We start from the raw sequence: 19,237 nt of genomic DNA on the forward strand, positions 1-19,237 counted from the left end.
TATTGAAAGACAAAAATGTCCAAGCTGATCTCCAAATGGAACTATCCCACCACCGTCCGCTTCGGCGCCGGTCGCATCAAGGAATTGCCCGAGGTATTGACGGCCACCGGCATCAAGCGGCCGTTGTTCGTCACCGATCCGGGCCTGGCGAAACTGCCGGTCGTCGCCTCGACCTTGAAGATCCTCGACGATGCGAAGGTCCCTTACGGCGTTTTCTCCGAGGTCAGGCCGAACCCGGTCGAATCCAACCTGACCGCCGGCATCGCCGTGTTCAAGAAGGGCAAGCATGACGGCGTCATCGCCTTCGGCGGCGGCTCGGCGCTCGATCTTGGCAAGCTGATCGCCTTCCAGGCCGGGCAGACGCGGCCGGTGTGGGATTTCGAGGATGTCGACGACTGGTGGACGCGCGCCAACTCGGATGCCATCGCGCCGATCATCGCCGTGCCGACCACCGCCGGGACCGGATCGGAGGTTGGCCGCGCCGGCGTCATCACCAATGAGGCCACGCACACCAAGAAGGTCATCTTCCATCCCAAATTGTTGCCGGCTATCGTCATTGCCGATCCGGAGCTTTCGGTCGGCATGCCGGGCTTCATCACCGCCGGTACCGGCATGGATGCGCTGGCCCATTGCCTCGAAGCCTATTGCGCGCCCGGCTACCATCCGATGGCCGACGGCATTGCTGTCGAAGGTGTCCGGCTGGTCTTCGAGAACCTGCCCAAGGCCTATGCCAACGGCAGGGATCTCGTTGCGCGCGCCCATATGATGAGCGCCGCTGCCATGGGCGCCACCGCCTTCCAGAAAGGGCTCGGTGCCATCCATTCGCTTTCGCACCCTGTCGGCGCGCTCTACGACACCCATCACGGTATGACCAACGCGGTGTTCATGCCCTATGTTCTGGCCTTCAACCGGGACTCCATCGAGGAGCGTATTGGCCGGCTCGCCGCCTATTGCGGCATCAAGGGCGGCTTCGACGGCTTCGCCAAAGCCATCATCAAGCTTCGCAAGGAACTGAAGGTGCCGCATGCACTGCCCGGCCTTATCAAGGGGCTCGACATGGACAAGAAGCGTAAGACGCTGATCGCCGACATGGCGGTGGTCGATCCGACTGCCGGCGGCAACCCGGTCAAGCTGACCAAAAAGGCGGCGCTGACGTTGCTCGAAAACGCCATCGCCGGCACGGTCTGAGGCGTTTTCCGCACGCAAAGTGATCTGAAAAGGGGCTATGAAAACAAAGGGGGAGGATGACGGGCAAGGCAGAAATTAGTTAGCCGGAAAAAGAATCCCGAAGCGATTGCTACATCAGGTTAAAAAGAGTTTACTTTTTCGCACTGCGAGCAGCCGCTTTCACAAAGCTTTCATCTGGCTGTCACATGAAAACGATACCGCATCGCAGGCGTCCAACGGCGTCAGTTCAACGGAGAGAACACATGTTCAAATTCACGGGGAAAGTGCTTTCCCTTTCGGCCGCGGCGCTTTTCGCGTCGACGGTGATTTCGTCCGCGGATTCGCTGGACGATCTCGTCAAGGCCGCCAAGGCGGAAGGCCAGCTCACCACCATCGCGCTGCCGCATGACTGGTGCGGTTACGGCGACGTCATCGCCGGCTTCAAGGCGAAGTATCCGGAAATCACCGTAAACGAACTCAATCCCGATGCCGGTTCCGGCGACGAGATCGAGGCGATCAAGGCCAACAAAGACAACAAGGGCCCGCAGGCGCCTGACGTCATCGACGTCGGCCTGTCCTTCGGTCCGACCGCCAAGGCCGATGGCCTGATCCAGCCCTACAAGGTGTCGACCTGGGACTCGATCCCCGACAGCGCCAAGGATGCCGAAGGCTTCTGGACCGGCGACTATTACGGCGTGCTTTCCTTCCAGGTGAACAAGGACCTCGTCAAGGAAGCTCCGGCCGACTGGGCCGACCTGCTGAAGCCGGAATTCGCCAACTCGGTAGCCCTTGCCGGTGATCCGCGTGCCTCGAACCAGGCGATCCAGGCGGTTTATGCCGCCGGCCTGTCGTCAGGCGCCGCCGCCGGTGAGGCTGCCGGCACCGCGGGCCTCGACTTCTTCAAGAAGCTCAATGCCGCCGGCAATTTCGTGCCGGTCATCGGCAAGGCCGCGACGCTAGCCCAGGGCCAGACCCCGATCCTCGTCACCTGGGACTACAACGCGCTCGCCGGCCGCGACACGCTGAAGGGCAATCCGCCCGTCGACGTCGTCGTGCCGAAGACCGGTGTTGTCGCCGGTGTCTATGTGCAGGCGATCAGCGCCTACGCGCCGCATCCGAATGCAGCCAAGCTCTGGCTCGAATACCTCTACTCGGACGAAGGCCAGATCGGCTGGCTGAAAGGCTATTGCCACCCGATCCGCTTCAACGATCTCGCCAAGAACGGCAAGATCCCGGCTGACATCCTCGCCAAGCTGCCGCCGGCCGAAGCCTATGCTTCCGCCGTGTTCCCGACGCTTGACGAGCAGGGCAAGTCCAAGGAAGCCATCACCAAGAACTGGGATGCCGTCGTCGGCGCCAACGTCAAGTAACTCACACCATGCCGGGCGGCCTCGCGGCCGCCCGGTCCTTCTCTCGAAGACGGTAGCCGGCGCATGACCGATATCTCATTGTCCGACCACGCTGTTACCGGGAAGACCGCGCCTCCCGCCGAGGCACGCAGCATGCGGCTGCCGACCCAGTGGCTTGGCGTTGCACCGTTCTTCATCTTCGCCATCATGTTCCTCATCCTGCCCACGCTCTATCTGATGCTGGGTGCATTCCAGAACGATGCCGGCGAATTCACTCTCGAAAACATCGCAGCGCTGGCGCAACCGTCCATCGTTGCCGCCTACTGGATTTCTATCAAGATCAGTCTTGCTTCATCGCTGATTGGCGCATTCGCGGGCCTGGCGATTGCCATTGCCATCGTGCGCGGTGGCCTGCCGGACTGGATACGTTCGGCGACACTGACGTTTTCCGGCGTGGCCTCCAATTTTGCCGGCGTGCCGCTGGCCTTTGCCTTCCTCGCCACGCTCGGCCGCCTCGGCCTTGCAACGGTGATCCTGAACACCGTGTTCGGCCTTAACATCTACGCGCATGGCTTCAACATCCTGTCATTCTGGGGCCTGACACTGACCTATGTCTATTTCCAGATACCGCTGATGGTGGTGATCATCGTGCCGGCCATCGACGGGCTGAAGAAGGAATGGGGCGAGGCAGCCGCGACGCTGGGCGCGACCATGTCCCAGTACTGGCGCATGGTGGTCATTCCGGTGATCTGGCCGAGTTTCCTCGGCACCGTGATCCTGTTGTTCGCCAACGCCTTCGGCGCCATCGCCACCGCCTATGCGCTGACCGGCTCGTCGCTCAACATCGTGCCGATCCTGCTTTATGCACAGATCCGTGGAGATGTGCTGCACAATGCCCATCTCGGCTATGCCATCGCCTTCGGCATGATCGTCATCACCGGTCTTGCCAATGTGTTCTACATCTGGTTCCGGACCCGTTCCGAGAGGTGGCTGAAATGAAGTCGGGAAAGTTCTGGGCCTGGCTCGTCTTCGCTCTTGGCGCGGCCTACTTTTTCATCCCGCTGATCGCGACCGTGGAGTTCTCGATGCGCATGCGGCGCGGGGAGTACTCCTTCGACGCCTACAAGGTCGTGTTGGGCGACGCCCGTTTCCAGGCCACCTTCGGCTATTCGGTACTGGCCGCCGTTTTCACCATCATTCTCGGTGTGCTGATCGTGGTGCCCGCCGCTTATTGGATCCGGCTTCGGCTGCCGCAATTGCGGCCGATCGTCGAGTTCATTACCCTGCTGCCGCTGGTTATCCCAGCCATCGTCATCGTCTTCGGCTACATCAGAATGTACGGGTCGAATTCGCCGCTGCCGTTTCTGGCGACCGATACAGGCACCAATGCCTTGTTGGTCATCGGCTATGCGACACTGGCGCTGCCCTATATGTATCGCGCCGTCGACACCGGGCTTCGCACAATCGACGTGCGCACTTTGACGGAAGCGGCCCAGATCCTTGGGGCTGGCTGGGGCACCATCATCACCCGTGTCATCCTGCCCAACGTGCTGATCGCGGTGCTCTCGGGCGCCTTCCTCACCTTCGCCATCGTCATCGGCGAATTCACCATGGCCAGCCTGCTCAACCGGCCTGCCTTCGGCCCTTATCTGCAGAATATTGGTGCCAACCGCGCCTATGAGCCGGCGGCACTTGCCATCATCGCCTTCGCCATCACCTGGGGCTGCATGTCGCTGATCCAGATACTGTCCCGCTTCGCGCCGAGATCCGCGAACCGTCCCAACTGATCGAAAAGTACTGATCGAAAGAAGAACGCCATGGCCGACCCCTTCCTCTCCATCCAGCACGTTCGAAAATCCTTCGGCGCCACCACGGTCGTGGAGGATTTCAATCTCGACGTCGAGCGTGGTGAATTCGTCTCCTTCCTCGGTCCGTCCGGTTGCGGCAAGACCACCGTGTTGCGCATGGTCGCCGGTTTCGAGGAGCCGAGCGCGGGCACGATCGTCGTCGGCGGCAAGGACATTACGAGGCTGAAGCCCAACCAGCGCAATGTCGGCATGGTGTTCCAGGCCTATGCGCTGTTCCCGAACCTGACCGTGGCGCAGAATATCGGCTTCGGCCTGAAGGTCGCCGGCATGCCGAGGGCCGATATCGATGCCCGCGTCGCCGAGATGCTCGGCATCATCAAGCTGCCGCAGATGGCGGATCGCTATCCCTACCAGCTCTCGGGCGGCCAGCAGCAACGCATCGCGCTGGCCCGCGCCATCGCGCCGAAGCCGAAGCTCTTGCTGCTCGACGAGCCGCTGTCGGCGCTCGATGCCAAGGTGCGTGTGTCGCTGCGCGAGGAAATCCGCTCGATCCAGAAGAAGCTCGGCATCACAACCATTTTCGTGACGCACGACCAGGAAGAGGCGCTGTCGATCTCCGACCGCATCGCCGTCATGTATGGCGGGAAGGCCGAGCAGGTCGGCACGCCGTTCGAGATCTACAACCGCCCGGCGACCAAGTTTGTCGCCAATTTCGTCGGCACGCTGAACGTGCTGGAAGGCACCGTCACCGATGCGGCTGCAGGCACGGTGCGGGTCAATTCCGAACAGGTCTCGCTTAAGGGCAAGCTCAACGGTTCCAAGTCAGGCGACACGCTGTCGCTGGCGTTGCGGCCTGAGGCAATCTCGCTCGGACGACAGCCCGGCCGCGATTCCAGCCTTTCGGGAGAGATATCCGAGGTGCATTTCCTCGGCTCGGTCATCCGGGTTCGTGTCGGCATCGGCGGCAACACGGTCTCGCTCGACACCTTCAACAGCCCGGCGACACCGCCCCCCGCAGTCGGTGAAAAGGCCGAGATCTCGTTCTCGTCGAGCGATATGCTGGTGCTTCACTAGGCTGATGCGCTTGTTCAAAATGAATGGCTGCATCCCGGTCTGCGAAGACGGGAGGATGCTTCCGTCCGCGTGGTATGGGCTGCAATGCAGGGTTTAAGCGAGCCCTCTATCGGTGATTTCGATGTCAGTGCGGTCGGCGCATTTGTCGATTTGGCAGGGCATCGGCGGAAGGCAATTCGAGGCATATTCCCATCGGCTCGAGCTTGCTGGCCAATCAACAGTTTCCAGCCGCTTTGCCACTGCCAGCGTCTCGCTTCCCGGCTATAACAGGCCATGGCGCTTTTCGAACTGACACTCGTTCTGCTGTTGATCGCCGTTGCGCTGACGGCGCTGTCGCGGCGCGTGCAGGTTCCCTATCCCTCTTTGCTGGCGCTGGCAGGGGTGGCCATCGCCTTCGTGCCTGGCGTCCCGACCATAGAGATCGATCCGGAACTGGCGCTAGCCCTGTTCATCGCGCCGGTGCTGCTCGATGCCGCCTATGATACCTCGCTGCGCGATCTCAACCGCTACAGGGTGCCGCTTGTGCTGCTGGCGCTTGGCGCCGTCCTTTTCACGACAGCGACGGTTGCGCTGGCCGGCTGGGCGATGGCAGGCCTGCCGATCGCCGCAGCCATAGCGCTTGGCGCCATCGTGGCGCCGCCCGATGCGGTTGCGGCATCGGCCGTGCTTGGCCAGTTCAAGGTGCCGCACCGCATCACTGCCATTCTGCAGGGCGAGAGCCTGCTCAACGACGCCACCGCGTTGCTGATTTACCGGATGGCGATTTCGGCGGCAGCAGGTTCCATTCTGCTGAGCAGCGCCGTTCCGATGATCCTGCTGTCCACGCTCGGCAGTCTTGCGGCCGGCTACCTGCTTGGCCGGGTGTCTCTGATAACGCTGGGCCGGATCGAGGACCCGGCGAGCGGCACCGTGGTGCAATTTGCCGGCACATTCGGGGTCTGGATCCTGGCCGACAGGATCGGACTGTCGGCCATCATCACCATAGTCGTCTATGCCATGACGATCGCCCGCACCGCGCCGCGCCGCATGCCGGCCAGAAACCGCATCAGCTCTTATTCGGTCTGGGAAACGGCGGTGTTCGTGCTCAATGTCCTGGCTTTCGTGCTGATGGGCCTGCAGGCACGTACGATCGTCGGCCGGCTTGCCGGGCAGGGGCAGACCGATGCGTTCGTCCTGGCCGGGACAGTGCTTGCCATCGTCATCGTCTCACGCCTCATCTGGGTGCTGGGGTGCGGCGCGATCATCAGGTGGTTTGACCGTTCCGGCGGAGCTGATCGTCAGCGTGACGCTCCGTCGTTTCGGGGCGGCGTGCTGATCGGCTGGTGCGGGATGCGCGGTTTGGTGACGCTTGCGGCGGCATTCGCCCTGCCGGCTGAATTCCCGGCCCGCGACCCGATCGTGCTCGCTGCCTTCACGGTCGTGCTCGGCACGCTGGTGCTGCAAGGCATGAGCCTGAAGCCGCTGCTGCGCCTGCTAAATCTCGACCCTGACGAAACGGTCGACCGCGAGGTTGCGCAGGCACGCGTCGTGGTCATGCAGGCCGCGCTCGACATATTGGGCGGCAAGACATCGGACGCGGCGGCCGCGGTGCGCGAGCAATATGCCGCTCAACGCAAGATCGCCAAAAATCCCGACGATGCCCAGGCAGCGACCGAATATGACCGCTTGCGTCTTTATGCGATCAAGAGCCAGCGCGACGCGCTGGAGGAATTGCGCCGCAACGGGACGATTGGCGACGAAGCCTATCATCGCCTTGAGGAAGAGATCGACTGGACCGAACTGGCGGCGTCGCCACCCGGCCGGTTCCAGCCGCTGAATACATAAGGCATCGCACGCCGTTTTCCGGCGCACGGAAGATACCGAAGTGCTTCGGGATCGGTGCATGATCCCGGTGAAGCAAGGCTGGTCCAAGCCACGTCCATTCTCCTGCACATTGCAACCGTGGCATCGAACCGCTACTGCCAACACGAAATTGAGCCGGATAAGCAATGAAGCTGGTCAGCTACAACATCCAGTACGGGTTCGGCGGCGACGGCCGCTACGATCTTTCGCGCGCCGCGCGCATCGTTGCCGGCGCCGACATCATTGCGCTTCAAGAGGTGGAGCGGAATTGGCAGCGCAGCAATTTCGATGATCAGCCGGAGCTGCTTTCCCGTCTGCTGCCCGAACATCACTGGGTTTACGGCCCGGCCTTCGACATGGATGCCAGCGAAAGGCGCGACGGCCGTCTGGTCAATCGGCGCCGCCAGTTCGGCACCATGGTGCTGTCGAAACTGCCGATCGTCTGGTCGCGGCTGCATGCGCTGCCGATGCGCCGCACGCAGCGGCCGCTCAACACCCGCAACGCCGCGCTTGAATGCATGATCCGCACGCCGGCAGGGCCGGTGCGGGTGTTGTCGCTGCATCTCGCCCACATCGCGGCCGAGGAGCGGCTGGAGCAGATCGACTATCTCTTGGCCGAGCATCGCCGGGCACCGTCCGATGGCGGGCCGTGGAGCGGCGTCGACGACGAGCCCGCGCGCAACTGGACCAGCGGCGAAGCGGAACCGGAAAACCCGCTGGCGGCGATCTGGATGGGTGATTTCAACATGGAGCCGGGCAGCGCCGAATATCGCCGCATCGTCGGCAGCACGCCCTACCATCGGGGTGCCGCCTATCTTGATGGTTTCGTCGATGCCGCCGCCGTTGCCGGGGAGCCGGTTCCGGACTTCCACACCCATGTGAAGACCATCGACGGCAAGCTGGCAAAGCGCCGGCTCGACCATTGTTTCGTCGGCGGCGTGTTCGCCGGGCGGGTGCGTTCGATCAGTGCCGACATCGGCGAGGTTGCGTCGGATCATTTTCCGCTACGGGTCGACATCGACCTGGAAACGCCCGGAATTGCCACATGACGCTTTTCGTCTTCTTCGCAGTGCTTGCCGCCGCCGCCATGCACGCGATCTGGAACGCGCTGGTCAAGGTCCATCTCGACCGCTTCCTGTCGATCACGCTGATGACGCTCGGCATGGGCGCTGCGGCCCTCGTGGTGCTGCCTTTCGTCGAAGTGCCGAAGGCGGAAGTGTGGCCCTACATCATCGCCTCGGTCATTTTCCACATGGGCTACCGGACGTTCCTGATCGGCGCCTACAAGGCCGGCGATTTCGCACAGACCTATCCGCTGGCGCGGGGCACAGCACCTCTGCTCTCGGCCTTTGGAGGCATGTTCGTCGTTGCCGAAATCCCCGGCCCGTTCGCCATGCTCGGCATCTTCCTGTTGTCGGCCGGCACGCTGGTGATGTCGTTTCGCGGCGGCGCGCATCTGGAGAAGCTCAATCTGCGCGCGGTCGGCTTCGCGCTGGGCACCTCTATCTTCATCGCCAGCTACACGCTGTCCGACGGTAGCGGCGCGCGGCTGGCGGCAACCGCGCAGAGCTATGCAGCCTGGCTGTTTATCTGCGATGCTTTTGGCGCCTTGGTGCTGTGCCTCATCTTCCGCGGGCCGAAGGCGCTGCCGGTGCTGGCGCGCGACTGGAAGGCAGGGCTGTTCACCGGCGTGCTCAGCGGTGCCGCCTACTGGATCGTCATGTGGGCGATGACCAAGGCGCCGATCGCTTCGGTGGCATCGCTGCGTGAAACCTCGATCCTGTTTGCCATGATGATCTCGGTCTTCGCTCTCGGCGAAAAAATGACCGGCTGGCGCGGTGCTGCCGCGCTCAGCATCGTGGCCGGCGTCGTCGCGCTGAGGCTTGGTTAGGCGCCGCTCAGGTCAGGACCGTCATCACCTGGCCACGTCGTTCCGGGCTGAAGCGGATGACGATGATGATGCAGACGGCGACCACGCCTGCGAACAGCGCCAGGGCATAGCCATAGCTGCCTCCGGCGCTTTCAGCGATTCCTGCTTGATAGGGGCCGCCATAGGACGCGGCGAGATTGCCCGCCTGATAGATAAAGCCGGGCAAGGTCGCCCGCACCGCGCCGGGCGAAAGCTCGTTGAGGTGCACGGGGATGACGCCCCAGGCACCCTGGACCGCGACCTGCATGACGAAGGCGCCGATGGCGAGCATGAACGGCGTGGTCGAGTAGGCCCATAGCGGGATGGACGGCAAGGCGATCAGGCATGCCAGCGTGATGGCGTTGACGCGGCCGATCTTCTCCGACAGCGCGCCGAATGCCAGGCCACCGACGATGGCGCCGATATTGGCAACGATGGTGATCCAGCTCACTGTGTGCGGATCAAAGCCATGCTGCTTCTTCAGGAAGGTCGGATAAAGATCCTGCGTGCCATGGCTGAAGAAATTGAAGAACATCATCAGCACGACGGCATAGAGCGCGACGCCCCAGTGTTTCTGCAGGGTTTCCCACATGCCCGGTCTCGCGGTCTTCTGCGCTTCGACGAAGGCCGGCGATTCCGGCACATGCGAGCGGATGAAGAGCACGATCAGCGCCGGCACGAAGCTGAGCAGGAACATGGCACGCCAGCCGATCGTGTAGCCGCCGATCGTCTGCTGATAGAGCAGACCATAGACCACCGCCGCCAGCAGATAGCCGGCCGGATAGCCGCATTGCAGGATGCCGGAGACCATGCCGCGTGCGCTCGGCGGAATGGACTCCATGGCCAGCGAACTGCCAAGCCCCCATTCGCCGCCCATGGCGATGCCGAACAAAGCACGCAGGGCGAGGAATATGCCGAGATTGGGCGAGAAGGCGGCCAGCGCGCCAATCACCGAATAGCTGACGATGTTGAGCATGAGGATCGCCTTGCGCCCGTATTTGTCGGCAAGCATGCCGAAGAAGAACGCGCCGATGAAGCGTGTCGCCAAGGTCAGGAACAGCGCCTTGGAGACCGCGGGCACGTCGGCGTGGAATTCGGTCGCGATATCGGTGAGCAGGAATGTCAGAAGGAAGAAATCGAAAGCATCGAGCGTCCAGCCCAGGAATGAGGCAAGGACGGTCTTCTTCTGCTGCGAATTAAGGGGCAAATCTTCCTCCATCATCATCGATGGGGGGAATTATCGGCCAGTTCAGGGAAGACCGGTGGTCACGTTTTCGCGTGGCTCATTTGATCGAACGCCCGCAGGAATGGCGGAAGGTGCGATGAGACCGACCGGTGCCATCTGTCGATGAACTCGATCGTGGCTTGAGGGTAGGTTTAGATTTCGAGATCAAACACCAGCAGTCCGTCCGTGCCGCCTTCCAGGGCAGCGACCAGGCGCGCGCCGGCGCGCTGGTGCGCTTCATGCACAAGATAGGCATCGCGCGCGGCAGCATCGCGGAAATCGATGGTGAAGCCGTGGGTGAAGCCGCGTGCGAACGGCTCCGGGCTGACATTGGCGCTGAATTTTACTGCGTCCATGCCGTCGATCACCTGTCGCAGCGCCTCGAGATCGGCATGGATCGCCGTGCGCTCGGTGGCGTCGACATCGTTGCGCAGCTTGACGAAAACACAGTGCCTGATCATGTCTTACTCCTCAGTGGCTAAGCAGCCCGGTTTCCGGAAAACACCGCCGGCGGCAGCGGCTCGCGGCCAAGGACCAGGTCGGCGCCCTTTTCACCGACCATGATGGTCGGCGCATTGGTGTTGGATGAAGGCACGCGCGGCATCACCGAGGCGTCGCAGACGCGCAGGCCCTCGATGCCGCGCAGCCGCAGATCCGGCGTCACGACAGCCATATCATCATGGCCCATGCGGCAGGTGCCGACCGGATGGTGGTCGGTCTTGGAACTGCGGCAGGCATAGTCGAACAGCTCGTCGTCGCTGGCGAGTGACGGGCCGGGCAGCACCTCGCGCAGCACGTAAGGGGCAAGCGCCTTCTGCCGCATGATCTCGCGGGCCAGCCGCAGCCCCTTGATCGACATGGCGCGGTCATAGGGATCGGACCAATAGTTCGGATCGATCAGCGGGTGGTCGGCCGGGTCGGCACTCTTCAGCCGGACCGTGCCGCGCGAACGCGGACGCAGGAAAGCCGAGTTCAGGGTGACGCCAGGGTTTTTCAGCTTCTCGACGCCGGCTTCGATGCCGGAACCCAAGCCGAGATGAAACTGGATGTCGGGCGAGGCGGCGGTCGGGTCGGCGTACCAGAAGCCGCCGGTCTCGAACAGGCTGGAGGCCACCGGCCCTTTCTTCAGCAGCAGATACTGCAGGCCGGCCCAGGCCGTGCGGTGCAGCTTGGCGTAGTTGTCATAGGTGTGATCGCCCGTACATTCGGCGATGACGAACAGATCAAGATGGTCCTGCATGTTGGAGCCGACGCCGGGCAGGTCGTGCACCGGCGTGACGCCGACCGACTTCAGATGGTCGGCGGGGCCGATGCCCGACTGCATCAAGAGTTTCGGCGAGCCGATGGCGCCGGACGAGACGATCACCTCGCGCTCGGCGCGCAGGATTTTCTTCTCGCCGCCCGGTCTGTCGACAATTTCGACGCCGATGGCGCGGCCCTTCTGGACGACGATGCGCGTCACCAGCACATCGGTTCGGACGGTCAGGTTCTTGCGGGCGCGGATCGGCCTCAAATAGGCGACTGAAGCGGACGAGCGCCGGGCATCCTTCTGGGTCAGCTGGTAATAGCCGACGCCTTCTTGGGCAGCGCCGTTGAAGTCCGGGTTGAAGGGGATGCCCATCTGCTGCCCGGCACGGAAATAGGCCTCGCAGATCGGCAGCGGCGCAATCGGGTTCGAGACGCCGAGCGGGCCCTGGTCACCGTGAAAATCGTTGGCGTAGCGCTGGTTGTTCTCAGCGCGCTTGAAATAGGGCAATACATCGCGATAGCCCCAGCCGGCGAGGCCTTCTTCCTTCTCCCAGTCGTCGTAGTCGCGGGCGTTGCCGCGCGTGTAGATCTGGGCATTGATGGACGAGCCGCCGCCGACCACCTTAGCCTGCGTGTACCAGAAGACGCGGTCCTTCATATGACTCTGCGGCACGGTCGACCAGCCCCAGGAAGCAATACCCTTGGTCATCTTGGCAAAGCCGGCAGGCATGTGGATATAGGGATGCCAGTCCTTGCCGCCGGCTTCCAGCAGCAGGACCGAATTTGCCGGATCCTCGCTCAATCGGTTGGCCAGAACGCAGCCGGCCGGACCGGCGCCCACGATGATGTAGTCGGTCATGACACTGTCCACTTATAGTCGCGGCACGGAGAGGGCGCCATCGACATTGATGATCGAGCCGGTCGAAAAGCCGAGCCTGCCGCCGGCGAGCGTCGCCACCACCGCACCGATGTCCGATGCTTCGCCCCAGCGTTTGGCCGGCACCAGTCCACTGTCGATGAGGGCATCGTATTTGGCGGTCACGCCTGAAGTCATGTCGGTGCGGATGATGCCGGGCCGCACCTCGAACACGCCGATGTTTTCGGGCGCCAACCGCAGCGCCAGGTTCTTCACCCACATCGAAAGCCCGGCTTTCGAGATGCAGTAATCCGGCCGCTCCGGCGACGCCATTTCGGCGCTGACCGAGGTGATGGTGATGATCGATCTCTGATCGCCCGAAGTGGCCAGCATCGCCTTGGCGACAGCCTGGCTGAGGAAGACGGTACCGCGCAGGTTGATGCCCATTGTGCGGTCGAAGTTCTCCGGTTTGAGGTCCAGGAGGTCACCGCGCACCACGGCGCCGATGCCGGCATTGTTGACCAGGCAGTCGATGCGGCCGAAGGCGCGCATCGCGGTATCGACAAGTACGGTGTGGCTTGCGAGATCGGCGATGTCGGACTGGACGTAGGCGAACTTCGCGCCACGCTTGGTGATGTCGGTGGCAAGTCCGTCAGCGGCCGTTTCGGCAAGGTCGACGACCAGAATATCGAAGCCGGCATCCGCCAGTGCCTGGGCGCAGGCAAGCCCAATGCCGCGCGCGCCGCCGGTGACGATGGCGGAGGGGCGGGTCATGCGGCGAGGTCCGTCTTATGGATGTGATCGGCGACACGCAGCGCCTGCGCGGCGATCGACAATGCCGGATTGACCGCCGCCGAGTTCGGCAGGAAGCCGGCGTCAACGACAAACAGGTTCCGGTGATCGAATGAGCGGCAGAACGGATCGAGCGCCGCCGTCGCCGGATCGTCGCCCATCTTTATCGTGCCGCATTGGTGCGACGGCGTGCGCTTGTCGAAGGGGCGCGAGAGAACGATGGGATAACCGCAGGCGCGGAAGTTTTCGCGCATCACCTTGGTCAGCCCGTCGAGCGATTGCATGTTGGAGCGCCGCCATTGCATGACGATGTCCTTGCCATCAACCATGATGCGGCTTTCGGGATCCGGCAGGTCCTCGCACATCAGGTACCAGTCGACGGCGTGGCCGGCCATGAAATCAAGCGCGAATTTTGGCGTGTACCTGACATTGGCCTGCAGCATGTTGCCGTCGATCTTGCCGAGCAGCTGGACGTTGCCGAGCGGCTTGCCGCCCTTGCCGCCGGACAGGTAATAGTCGTTCAGCATCAGCGTCTTCTGGTACACGGCATCGTTGCGGCGGCGCGGGTCGATCGCCAGCATGGCGCTCGAATTGTGGTTCATGAAATTGCGGCCGACCTGGTCGGACCGGTTGGCCAGGCCTTTGCCATCAGGAGAGGGCGAGCGCAGCAGGATGACTGCGGAATTGACCGCGCCGGCTGAGAGGATGACCAGCTTCGGTGATACTTTCTTCAACTCGCCATTCTGGCGGTAGTGAATGGCTGATATCGTCGTGCCGTCCGCCGAGGCTTCGAGATATTCGACGCAAGCGCCAGTCTCGAGCCGAATGTTCTGGTCGGTCAGCGCCGCCGTCAGCGGACCGGTCTGCGCGTCGACCTTGCCCTGGCCGGTGTTGGGAAACGCGTCCCAGCCGGTCTTGCCCTCGTTCAGCCAGGTTTCGATGTCGACACCGAGCGGCAGCGAGGCCGGATGCAGGCCAAGGTTTTTCAGCTCGGCGCGGGCGCGGGCGATCGGTGCCTCGTCGGGCACCGGCTTGTAGGCATAGGGGACCGAATGGAACGGCTCGGTGGGATCCTCGCCCAGTGCACCGCGCACGCGAAACAGCTGTTCGGCTTTCGAATACCAGGGCTCGAATTCGTCATAGGTGAACGGCCAGGCCGGAGAGACGCCGCCGAAATGCTCCATGGCCGCAAAGTCCTCCTTGCGGTAGCGGATCAGCACCGCGCCATAGAACTTCGAATTGCCGCCGACATAGTAGTAATTGCCGGGGTTGAAGGCGGCACCACCCGCCTCACGCCACATCTCCTTCGGCCTGTAATGGCCGTCGACGAAGATCGAGCGTGTGTCGCGCGCGTGCGGTGTCGCCGGCAACGGCTCGCCGCGTTCCAGCATCAGGATCGAGGCGCCGCTGCCGGCAAGGCCGGAGGCGATCGTGGCGCCGCCAATGCCGGAGCCGATGATGACGATGTCCGGATTTGTCATGGCCTAAATCGCGTCCCGACGCGCTTTAGTTTCTTGTTTTGATGCATGTCGTTGCCCCAAAACCGGATCCACTTTTGGGCGACATACATTAGCGAATACGGGTCTCGGTCGCCGGATCGAAGAACACCGCCTTGGTCAGGTTGAAGGCGAGCGGCGTGTTGGTGCCCGGCTGGATGTTGGCATCGGCGCGCAGCCGCGCCACCACGCCCTTGCCGCCGAGATTGGTGACGGCGAAGGTATCCGAGCCGGCCGGTTCGACGACCTCGATGTGACAGTCGGCGGTTGCGATGTGCGAGGCGTTGCGCTCGGCACCTTCCGGATCGGTCAGGGCTTCGGGGCGGACACCGAAGATAATCGGCTTGCCCTGGAATGCCGACAGGCCGGCCGGTGCATTCGCCATCGGCAGCGAGATCGGCTCGCGCGCCTCGCGCTGCAGCACGACCGACAGCGCATTGCCTGACGTGCCGATGGTCGCCGGGATCAGGTTCATCGCCGGCGAGCCCATGAAATCGGCGACGAAGAGATTGCTCGGGTTGTTGTAGATCTCGGCCGGGGTGCCGAACTGCTGCACCTCGCCATCGCGCATGACAGCGATCTTGGTGGCCAGCGTCATCGCCTCGATCTGGTCGTGGGTGACGTAGACGATTGTTGTGCCGGTGGTGGCGTGCAGACGCTTGATCTCGATGCGCATGTCGACGCGCAGCTTGGCGTCGAGGTTGGACAGCGGCTCGTCGAACAGGAACAGTTTGGGGTCGCGCACCAGCGCCCGGCCCATGGCGACGCGCTGGCGCTGGCCGCCCGAAAGCTGGCTCGGCTTGCGCTGCAAGAGGTGGCCGATCTGCAGCACCTTGGCCACCTTGTCGATGGCCTTCTGGCGCTCCGCCGCCGGCACGCCGCGCATCTCCATGCCGAAGGAGATGTTTCCGGCCACCGTCATGTTCGGGTAGAGCGCATAGCTCTGGAACACCATGGCGATGTCGCGCTTGGAGGGGTGCAGATCGTTGATGGTGCGGCCGTCGACACGGATTTCGCCAGACGTGATCGTCTCCAGGCCGGCGATGGTGTTGAGCAAGGTCGACTTGCCGCAGCCGGAAGGGCCGACCAGCACCAGGAAGCCGCCTTTCTCGAGTTCGACATCGATCCCTTTGAGGATCTCGACCTGGCCGAAGCGCTTTCTCAGACCATCAATTTCCAGAAAAGCCATCAGATCATCCTTTGACGGCGCCAGCCATGAGACCACGCACGAAGTAGCGGCCGGCGAGCACATAGACGAGAAGGGTGGGCAGTGCCGCGATCATCGCGGCGGCCATGTTGACGTTGTATTCGACGACGCCGGTCGAGGTGTTGACGACGTTGTTGAGCGCCACCGTCATCGGCATCGCGTCGCCGGTGCCGGCGTAAGCCGAGGCGAACAGGAAGTCGTTCCAGATGTTGGTGAACTGGTAGATCACCGTGACGACGAAGATCGGCATTGAATTCGGCAGCATGATGCGCCGGAAGATCTGGAAGAAGGAGGCGCCGTCGACCTGTGCCGCCTTGACCAGTTCGGTCGGGAACGCCTCATAGTAGTTGCGGAAGAACAGCGTGGTGAAGCCGATGCCGTAGACGACGTGGACGAAGACGAGGTTGACCGTCGGGTTGCCTAGGCCAAAGCTGGTTCCCGTTGCATTCTGCAGCGTGACGCCGAAGCGGCCGAGACTGCCGAGGATGGTCGCCATCGGCAGCAGCACCGACTGGAACGGGATGAAGCAGGCGAACAGCATCAGCCCGAACACCAGCGTTGCCCCGCGAAAACGCCACTTGGTCAGCACGTAGCCGTTGAGCGCGCCGAGCATCGTCGAGATCAGGACGGCCGGGACCACCATCTTGATGGAGTTCCAGAAATAGCCCTTGATGCCGGCGCAGGTGAGGCCGACGCAGGTCTCGCCCCAGGCCTTCAGCCACGGATCGAAGGTCGGCGCCCTGGGCAGCGCCAGCATGTTGCCGTTCTGGATCTCGTCCATGGTCTTGAACGAGGTCACCAGCATGACGAACAGCGGCATCAGATAAAATAGCGCAAACAGCGCCAGCAGCCCGTAGATGACGATGCGGTTGATAACCTTGACGTTGACGCCGCCGGAGGCCTGGCGGGCGGGAGTGGTGACGGCGCTCATCGCGGCTTCTCCCGCAGTTCCGAATAGAGATACGGCACGATGATTGCGACGATGGTCATCAGCATGATCACGGCGCTGGCCGAGCCGACGGCCATTTCGTTGCGCTTGAACGTGTACTCATACATGAAGTTGGATGGCAGCCAGGCCGAGCCGCCGGGGCCGCCGCTGGTCAGCGCCACGACCAGATCGTAGGACTTGATGGCGAGGTGCGCGAGCACGATGAAGGCCGACAGGAAGATCGGCCGCAGCAGCGGGATGACGATGCGGCGGTAGAGCTGGAAGGTGGTGGCGCCGTCGATCTGCGCCGCCTTCATGATCTCGCCGTCGATGCCGCGCAGGCCGGCCAGGAACATCGCCATGATGAAGCCGGAGGCCTGCCAGACGCCGGCAATGACCACCGTGTAGATGACGAAATCCTTGTTCTTGATCCAGTCGAAATGGAAGCTCGTCCAGCCCCATTGATGCAAGGTCTGCTCGAGGCCGAGGCCGGGATCGAGGAACCATTTCCAGGCGACGCCGGTGACGATGAAGGACAGCGCCATCGGGTAGAGATAGATCGGCCTCAGCACGCCTTCGCCGCGGATCTTCTGGTCGAGCAGGATGGCCAGGAACAGGCCGAGCGCCAGGCAGATTGCGATGTAGAGGAAACCGAAAATACCCATATTGGTGATCGACGTGTACCAGCTCGAGGGCGGGTCGGTGTCGAAGGTCCAGCCCCACAGTCGCTGATAGGCGCGCGAGCCGGTTAGGACATAGGATGGAAAGGTCTTGGAATTGGTGAAGGACAAATAGATCGTCCACAGGATGAAGCCGTAGACGAAGACGATGGTGATGGCGAAGCTGGGCGCCAGCACGATCTTCGGCAATGCGTCCTGCAGGCGTGAGCGCACCGAGGCGCGTGGCCGCGCATGCTCCGGCGTCAGCTTGATCTGGCTTGTCGCTACCGTGCTCATGGGGCTCCTCCCGTCGACTCGCGGCCAACCAGCTTCGCAGACATAAGTTCGCGGATCTGGGCCTTCCCCGCCGGAGCGGGGAAGGCGTTTTTGGCGCGTGGCGCTTACTTGGCGTCGTCGATCGCCTTGACCAGCTCGGTCACGGCTTCGTCCGAGGTCTTGATCTGACCATGGACGAATTTGGAGACGACATCCTTATAGGCATTGGCGACCGCCGGGGGCGCGCCATAGCCCTGGGCGAGCGAGCCGAACAGCGTGCCGCCTTCGTTAGCTGCCTTCAGGTCGGCGATGCCCTTCTTGCCGCACGCGTCGAAGTCGGTGTCCGGAACGTCGGTACGGGCCGGAACCGAACCCTTGACGACGTTGAAGGCCGACTGGAAGCTCTTCGACAGGGTGGCGGTGGCCAGCGCGACCTGGGCGGCCTTGCGGTCGTCCGGAACATTGAACATGCCGAACATGTCGGAGTTGTAGATCACCGAGCCGTCGGTGCCCGGGAAGCGATAGCACAGGAAGTCGGTGCCCGGCGTTTTCTTGGCGGCGTTGAACTCGCCCTTGGCCCAGTCGCCCATGACCTGCACAAGAGCATCGCCCTTGATGACCATGGCGGTGGCAAGGTTCCAGTCGCGGCCCGAGAAGTTCGGGTCGACATACGTGACGAGCTTGGCGAGGTTATCGAACGACTTCTTCATCGTGTCGGACTTCAGGGACTCGTCATCGAGGTCATTGAAGGCCTTCTTGTAGAACTCGGGTCCGCCGGTCGACAGCACGACGGAGTCAAACATGGTGGCTTCCTGCCAGTTCTGGCCGCCGAGAGCGAGCGGGATCACCCCTGCCGCCTTGGCCTTGTCGAGCAGGGCAACGAAGTCGTCGAAGGTCTTCGGCTCGGTGCCGCCGATCTTGTCCAGGACGGCCTTGTTGATCCACAGCCAGTTGACCGAGTGAACGTTGACCGGAGCCGCGACCCACTTGCCGTCATAGACCGAAAACTTCTGCAGGGCTGCCGGAACGGACTTGTCCCAGCCTTCCTTCTTCGCCGTTTCGGTCAGGTCGCCCATGACGCCGGCAGCGGCGTAGTCGAGCACGGTGTAGCCGAGCATCTGCGAGGCGGTCGGATAATTGCCGGCCGCGACCATCGCCTTAAGCGCGGTCATGGCGGCATCGCCGCCACCGCCGGCCACCGGCACGTCCTTCCAGGCATAGCCTTCCTTGGCCAGGTCGCCCTTGAGGACGTTGAGAGCAGCCGCTTCGCCGCCCGAGGTCCACCAATGCAGCATCTGGACTTCCTTGACGTCCTCGGCGTGGGCTGTGAAAGCCAGGCCCGACGCGAGAGCCGTTCCGATAAGCAGTTTGCGCAACATGTACTTCCTCCCTTGTTGCATT

Annotated in this window: 17 protein-coding genes; 8 read left to right on the forward strand and 9 right to left on the reverse strand. The window is 62.8% G+C overall.

Annotation, left to right across the window (positions count from 1 at the left end):
- The first annotated feature begins 15 nt into the window (after positions 1-15).
- The 8 genes from NKJ11_RS13890 (at position 16) to NKJ11_RS13925 (ending at position 9,131) form a co-directional block, all read left to right on the forward strand.
- Positions 16-1,188: an iron-containing alcohol dehydrogenase gene (locus NKJ11_RS13890; RefSeq protein WP_352440920.1), complete on the forward strand. Its 1,173-nt coding sequence runs from the start codon at positions 16-18 to the stop codon at positions 1,186-1,188.
- A gap of 242 nt (positions 1,189-1,430) precedes the next feature.
- Positions 1,431-2,537, forward strand: a complete 1,107-nt coding sequence (locus NKJ11_RS13895; RefSeq protein WP_127290572.1) for an ABC transporter substrate-binding protein — start codon at positions 1,431-1,433, stop codon at positions 2,535-2,537.
- A 63-nt stretch (positions 2,538-2,600) separates the two neighbouring features.
- Positions 2,601-3,515 (forward strand): ABC transporter permease, encoded by a 915-nt coding sequence (locus NKJ11_RS13900; RefSeq protein WP_023810098.1) that lies wholly within the window; start codon positions 2,601-2,603, stop codon positions 3,513-3,515.
- Positions 3,512-4,303, forward strand: a complete 792-nt coding sequence (locus NKJ11_RS13905) for an ABC transporter permease (protein WP_023759707.1) — start codon at positions 3,512-3,514, stop codon at positions 4,301-4,303. Before NKJ11_RS13900 ends, NKJ11_RS13905 begins: the two co-directional genes overlap by 4 nt.
- A 30-nt stretch (positions 4,304-4,333) precedes the next feature.
- Complete coding sequence (locus NKJ11_RS13910; protein ID WP_023810097.1) at positions 4,334-5,398, forward strand: ABC transporter ATP-binding protein; 1,065 nt, start codon at positions 4,334-4,336, stop codon at positions 5,396-5,398.
- Between the two features lie 273 nt (positions 5,399-5,671).
- Positions 5,672-7,222 (forward strand): cation:proton antiporter, encoded by a 1,551-nt coding sequence (locus NKJ11_RS13915; protein WP_023810096.1) that lies wholly within the window; start codon positions 5,672-5,674, stop codon positions 7,220-7,222.
- 164 nt (positions 7,223-7,386) lie between these two features.
- Positions 7,387-8,289 carry an endonuclease/exonuclease/phosphatase family protein gene (locus NKJ11_RS13920; RefSeq protein ID WP_352793537.1) on the forward strand — a complete coding sequence of 301 codons (903 nt, stop codon included), beginning with the start codon at positions 7,387-7,389 and terminating at the stop codon, positions 8,287-8,289.
- Positions 8,286-9,131 carry an EamA family transporter gene (locus NKJ11_RS13925; protein WP_013529691.1) on the forward strand — a complete coding sequence of 282 codons (846 nt, stop codon included), beginning with the start codon at positions 8,286-8,288 and terminating at the stop codon, positions 9,129-9,131. The genes NKJ11_RS13920 and NKJ11_RS13925 overlap by 4 nt, the downstream gene beginning before the upstream one ends.
- Positions 9,132-9,138: 7 nt before the next feature.
- Here the strand turns inward: NKJ11_RS13925 and NKJ11_RS13930 are convergent, their stop codons facing one another.
- The 9 genes from NKJ11_RS13930 to NKJ11_RS13970 all read right to left on the reverse strand — a co-directional run bounded on the left by NKJ11_RS13930 (position 9,139) and on the right by NKJ11_RS13970 (position 19,215).
- Positions 9,139-10,374 (reverse strand): MFS transporter, encoded by a 1,236-nt coding sequence (locus tag NKJ11_RS13930; RefSeq protein ID WP_502905795.1) that lies wholly within the window; start codon positions 10,372-10,374, stop codon positions 9,139-9,141.
- A gap of 152 nt (positions 10,375-10,526) precedes the next feature.
- On the reverse strand, positions 10,527-10,835 hold the full coding sequence (locus NKJ11_RS13935; protein ID WP_023810093.1) for a Dabb family protein: 309 nt from the start codon (positions 10,833-10,835) through the stop codon (positions 10,527-10,529).
- A gap of 17 nt (positions 10,836-10,852) precedes the next feature.
- A complete protein-coding gene (locus NKJ11_RS13940) occupies positions 10,853-12,481 on the reverse strand; it encodes a GMC family oxidoreductase (RefSeq protein WP_023810092.1) in 1,629 nt (542 codons plus the stop codon).
- A gap of 12 nt (positions 12,482-12,493) precedes the next feature.
- Positions 12,494-13,252 carry a 3-ketoacyl-ACP reductase gene (locus NKJ11_RS13945; RefSeq protein WP_023810091.1) on the reverse strand — a complete coding sequence of 253 codons (759 nt, stop codon included), beginning with the start codon at positions 13,250-13,252 and terminating at the stop codon, positions 12,494-12,496.
- Positions 13,249-14,751, reverse strand: a complete 1,503-nt coding sequence (locus tag NKJ11_RS13950) for a GMC oxidoreductase (RefSeq protein WP_352610306.1) — start codon at positions 14,749-14,751, stop codon at positions 13,249-13,251. The genes NKJ11_RS13945 and NKJ11_RS13950 overlap by 4 nt, the downstream gene beginning before the upstream one ends.
- A gap of 88 nt (positions 14,752-14,839) precedes the next feature.
- A complete protein-coding gene (locus NKJ11_RS13955; protein ID WP_023810089.1) occupies positions 14,840-15,955 on the reverse strand; it encodes an ABC transporter ATP-binding protein in 1,116 nt (371 codons plus the stop codon).
- Between the two features lie 4 nt (positions 15,956-15,959).
- Positions 15,960-16,904 (reverse strand): carbohydrate ABC transporter permease, encoded by a 945-nt coding sequence (locus tag NKJ11_RS13960; protein ID WP_023810088.1) that lies wholly within the window; start codon positions 16,902-16,904, stop codon positions 15,960-15,962.
- Positions 16,901-17,857, reverse strand: coding sequence for a carbohydrate ABC transporter permease (locus tag NKJ11_RS13965; protein WP_024502750.1), 957 nt, complete (start codon positions 17,855-17,857; stop codon positions 16,901-16,903). Before NKJ11_RS13965 ends, NKJ11_RS13960 begins: the two co-directional genes overlap by 4 nt.
- Before the next feature lie 104 nt (positions 17,858-17,961).
- Positions 17,962-19,215 carry an ABC transporter substrate-binding protein gene (locus tag NKJ11_RS13970; RefSeq protein WP_352554237.1) on the reverse strand — a complete coding sequence of 418 codons (1,254 nt, stop codon included), beginning with the start codon at positions 19,213-19,215 and terminating at the stop codon, positions 17,962-17,964.
- Between the last annotated feature and the right edge of the window lie 22 nt (positions 19,216-19,237).

This window comes from Mesorhizobium sp. M0243, assembly GCF_040321775.1.
GTDB lineage: Bacteria > Pseudomonadota > Alphaproteobacteria > Rhizobiales > Rhizobiaceae > Mesorhizobium.

Excerpts from the sequence above, each read along its gene's own strand:
- NKJ11_RS13890 (WP_352440920.1), top strand. The coding sequence starts at position 16 with ATGTCCAAGCTGATCTCCAAATGGAACTATCCCACCACCGTCCGCTTC.
- NKJ11_RS13895 (WP_127290572.1), top strand. The coding sequence starts at position 1,431 with ATGTTCAAATTCACGGGGAAAGTGCTTTCCCTTTCGGCCGCGGCGCTT.
- NKJ11_RS13900 (WP_023810098.1), top strand. The coding sequence starts at position 2,601 with ATGACCGATATCTCATTGTCCGACCACGCTGTTACCGGGAAGACCGCG.
- NKJ11_RS13905 (WP_023759707.1), top strand. The coding sequence starts at position 3,512 with ATGAAGTCGGGAAAGTTCTGGGCCTGGCTCGTCTTCGCTCTTGGCGCG.
- NKJ11_RS13910 (WP_023810097.1), top strand. The coding sequence starts at position 4,334 with ATGGCCGACCCCTTCCTCTCCATCCAGCACGTTCGAAAATCCTTCGGC.
- NKJ11_RS13915 (WP_023810096.1), top strand. The coding sequence starts at position 5,672 with ATGGCGCTTTTCGAACTGACACTCGTTCTGCTGTTGATCGCCGTTGCG.
- NKJ11_RS13920 (WP_352793537.1), top strand. The coding sequence starts at position 7,387 with ATGAAGCTGGTCAGCTACAACATCCAGTACGGGTTCGGCGGCGACGGC.
- NKJ11_RS13925 (WP_013529691.1), top strand. The coding sequence starts at position 8,286 with ATGACGCTTTTCGTCTTCTTCGCAGTGCTTGCCGCCGCCGCCATGCAC.
- NKJ11_RS13930 (WP_502905795.1), bottom strand. The coding sequence starts at position 10,374 with ATGATGATGGAGGAAGATTTGCCCCTTAATTCGCAGCAGAAGAAGACC.
- NKJ11_RS13935 (WP_023810093.1), bottom strand. The coding sequence starts at position 10,835 with ATGATCAGGCACTGTGTTTTCGTCAAGCTGCGCAACGATGTCGACGCC.
- NKJ11_RS13940 (WP_023810092.1), bottom strand. The coding sequence starts at position 12,481 with ATGACCGACTACATCATCGTGGGCGCCGGTCCGGCCGGCTGCGTTCTG.
- NKJ11_RS13945 (WP_023810091.1), bottom strand. The coding sequence starts at position 13,252 with ATGACCCGCCCCTCCGCCATCGTCACCGGCGGCGCGCGCGGCATTGGG.
- NKJ11_RS13950 (WP_352610306.1), bottom strand. The coding sequence starts at position 14,751 with ATGACAAATCCGGACATCGTCATCATCGGCTCCGGCATTGGCGGCGCC.
- NKJ11_RS13955 (WP_023810089.1), bottom strand. The coding sequence starts at position 15,955 with ATGGCTTTTCTGGAAATTGATGGTCTGAGAAAGCGCTTCGGCCAGGTC.
- NKJ11_RS13960 (WP_023810088.1), bottom strand. The coding sequence starts at position 16,904 with ATGAGCGCCGTCACCACTCCCGCCCGCCAGGCCTCCGGCGGCGTCAAC.
- NKJ11_RS13965 (WP_024502750.1), bottom strand. The coding sequence starts at position 17,857 with ATGAGCACGGTAGCGACAAGCCAGATCAAGCTGACGCCGGAGCATGCG.
- NKJ11_RS13970 (WP_352554237.1), bottom strand. The coding sequence starts at position 19,215 with ATGTTGCGCAAACTGCTTATCGGAACGGCTCTCGCGTCGGGCCTGGCT.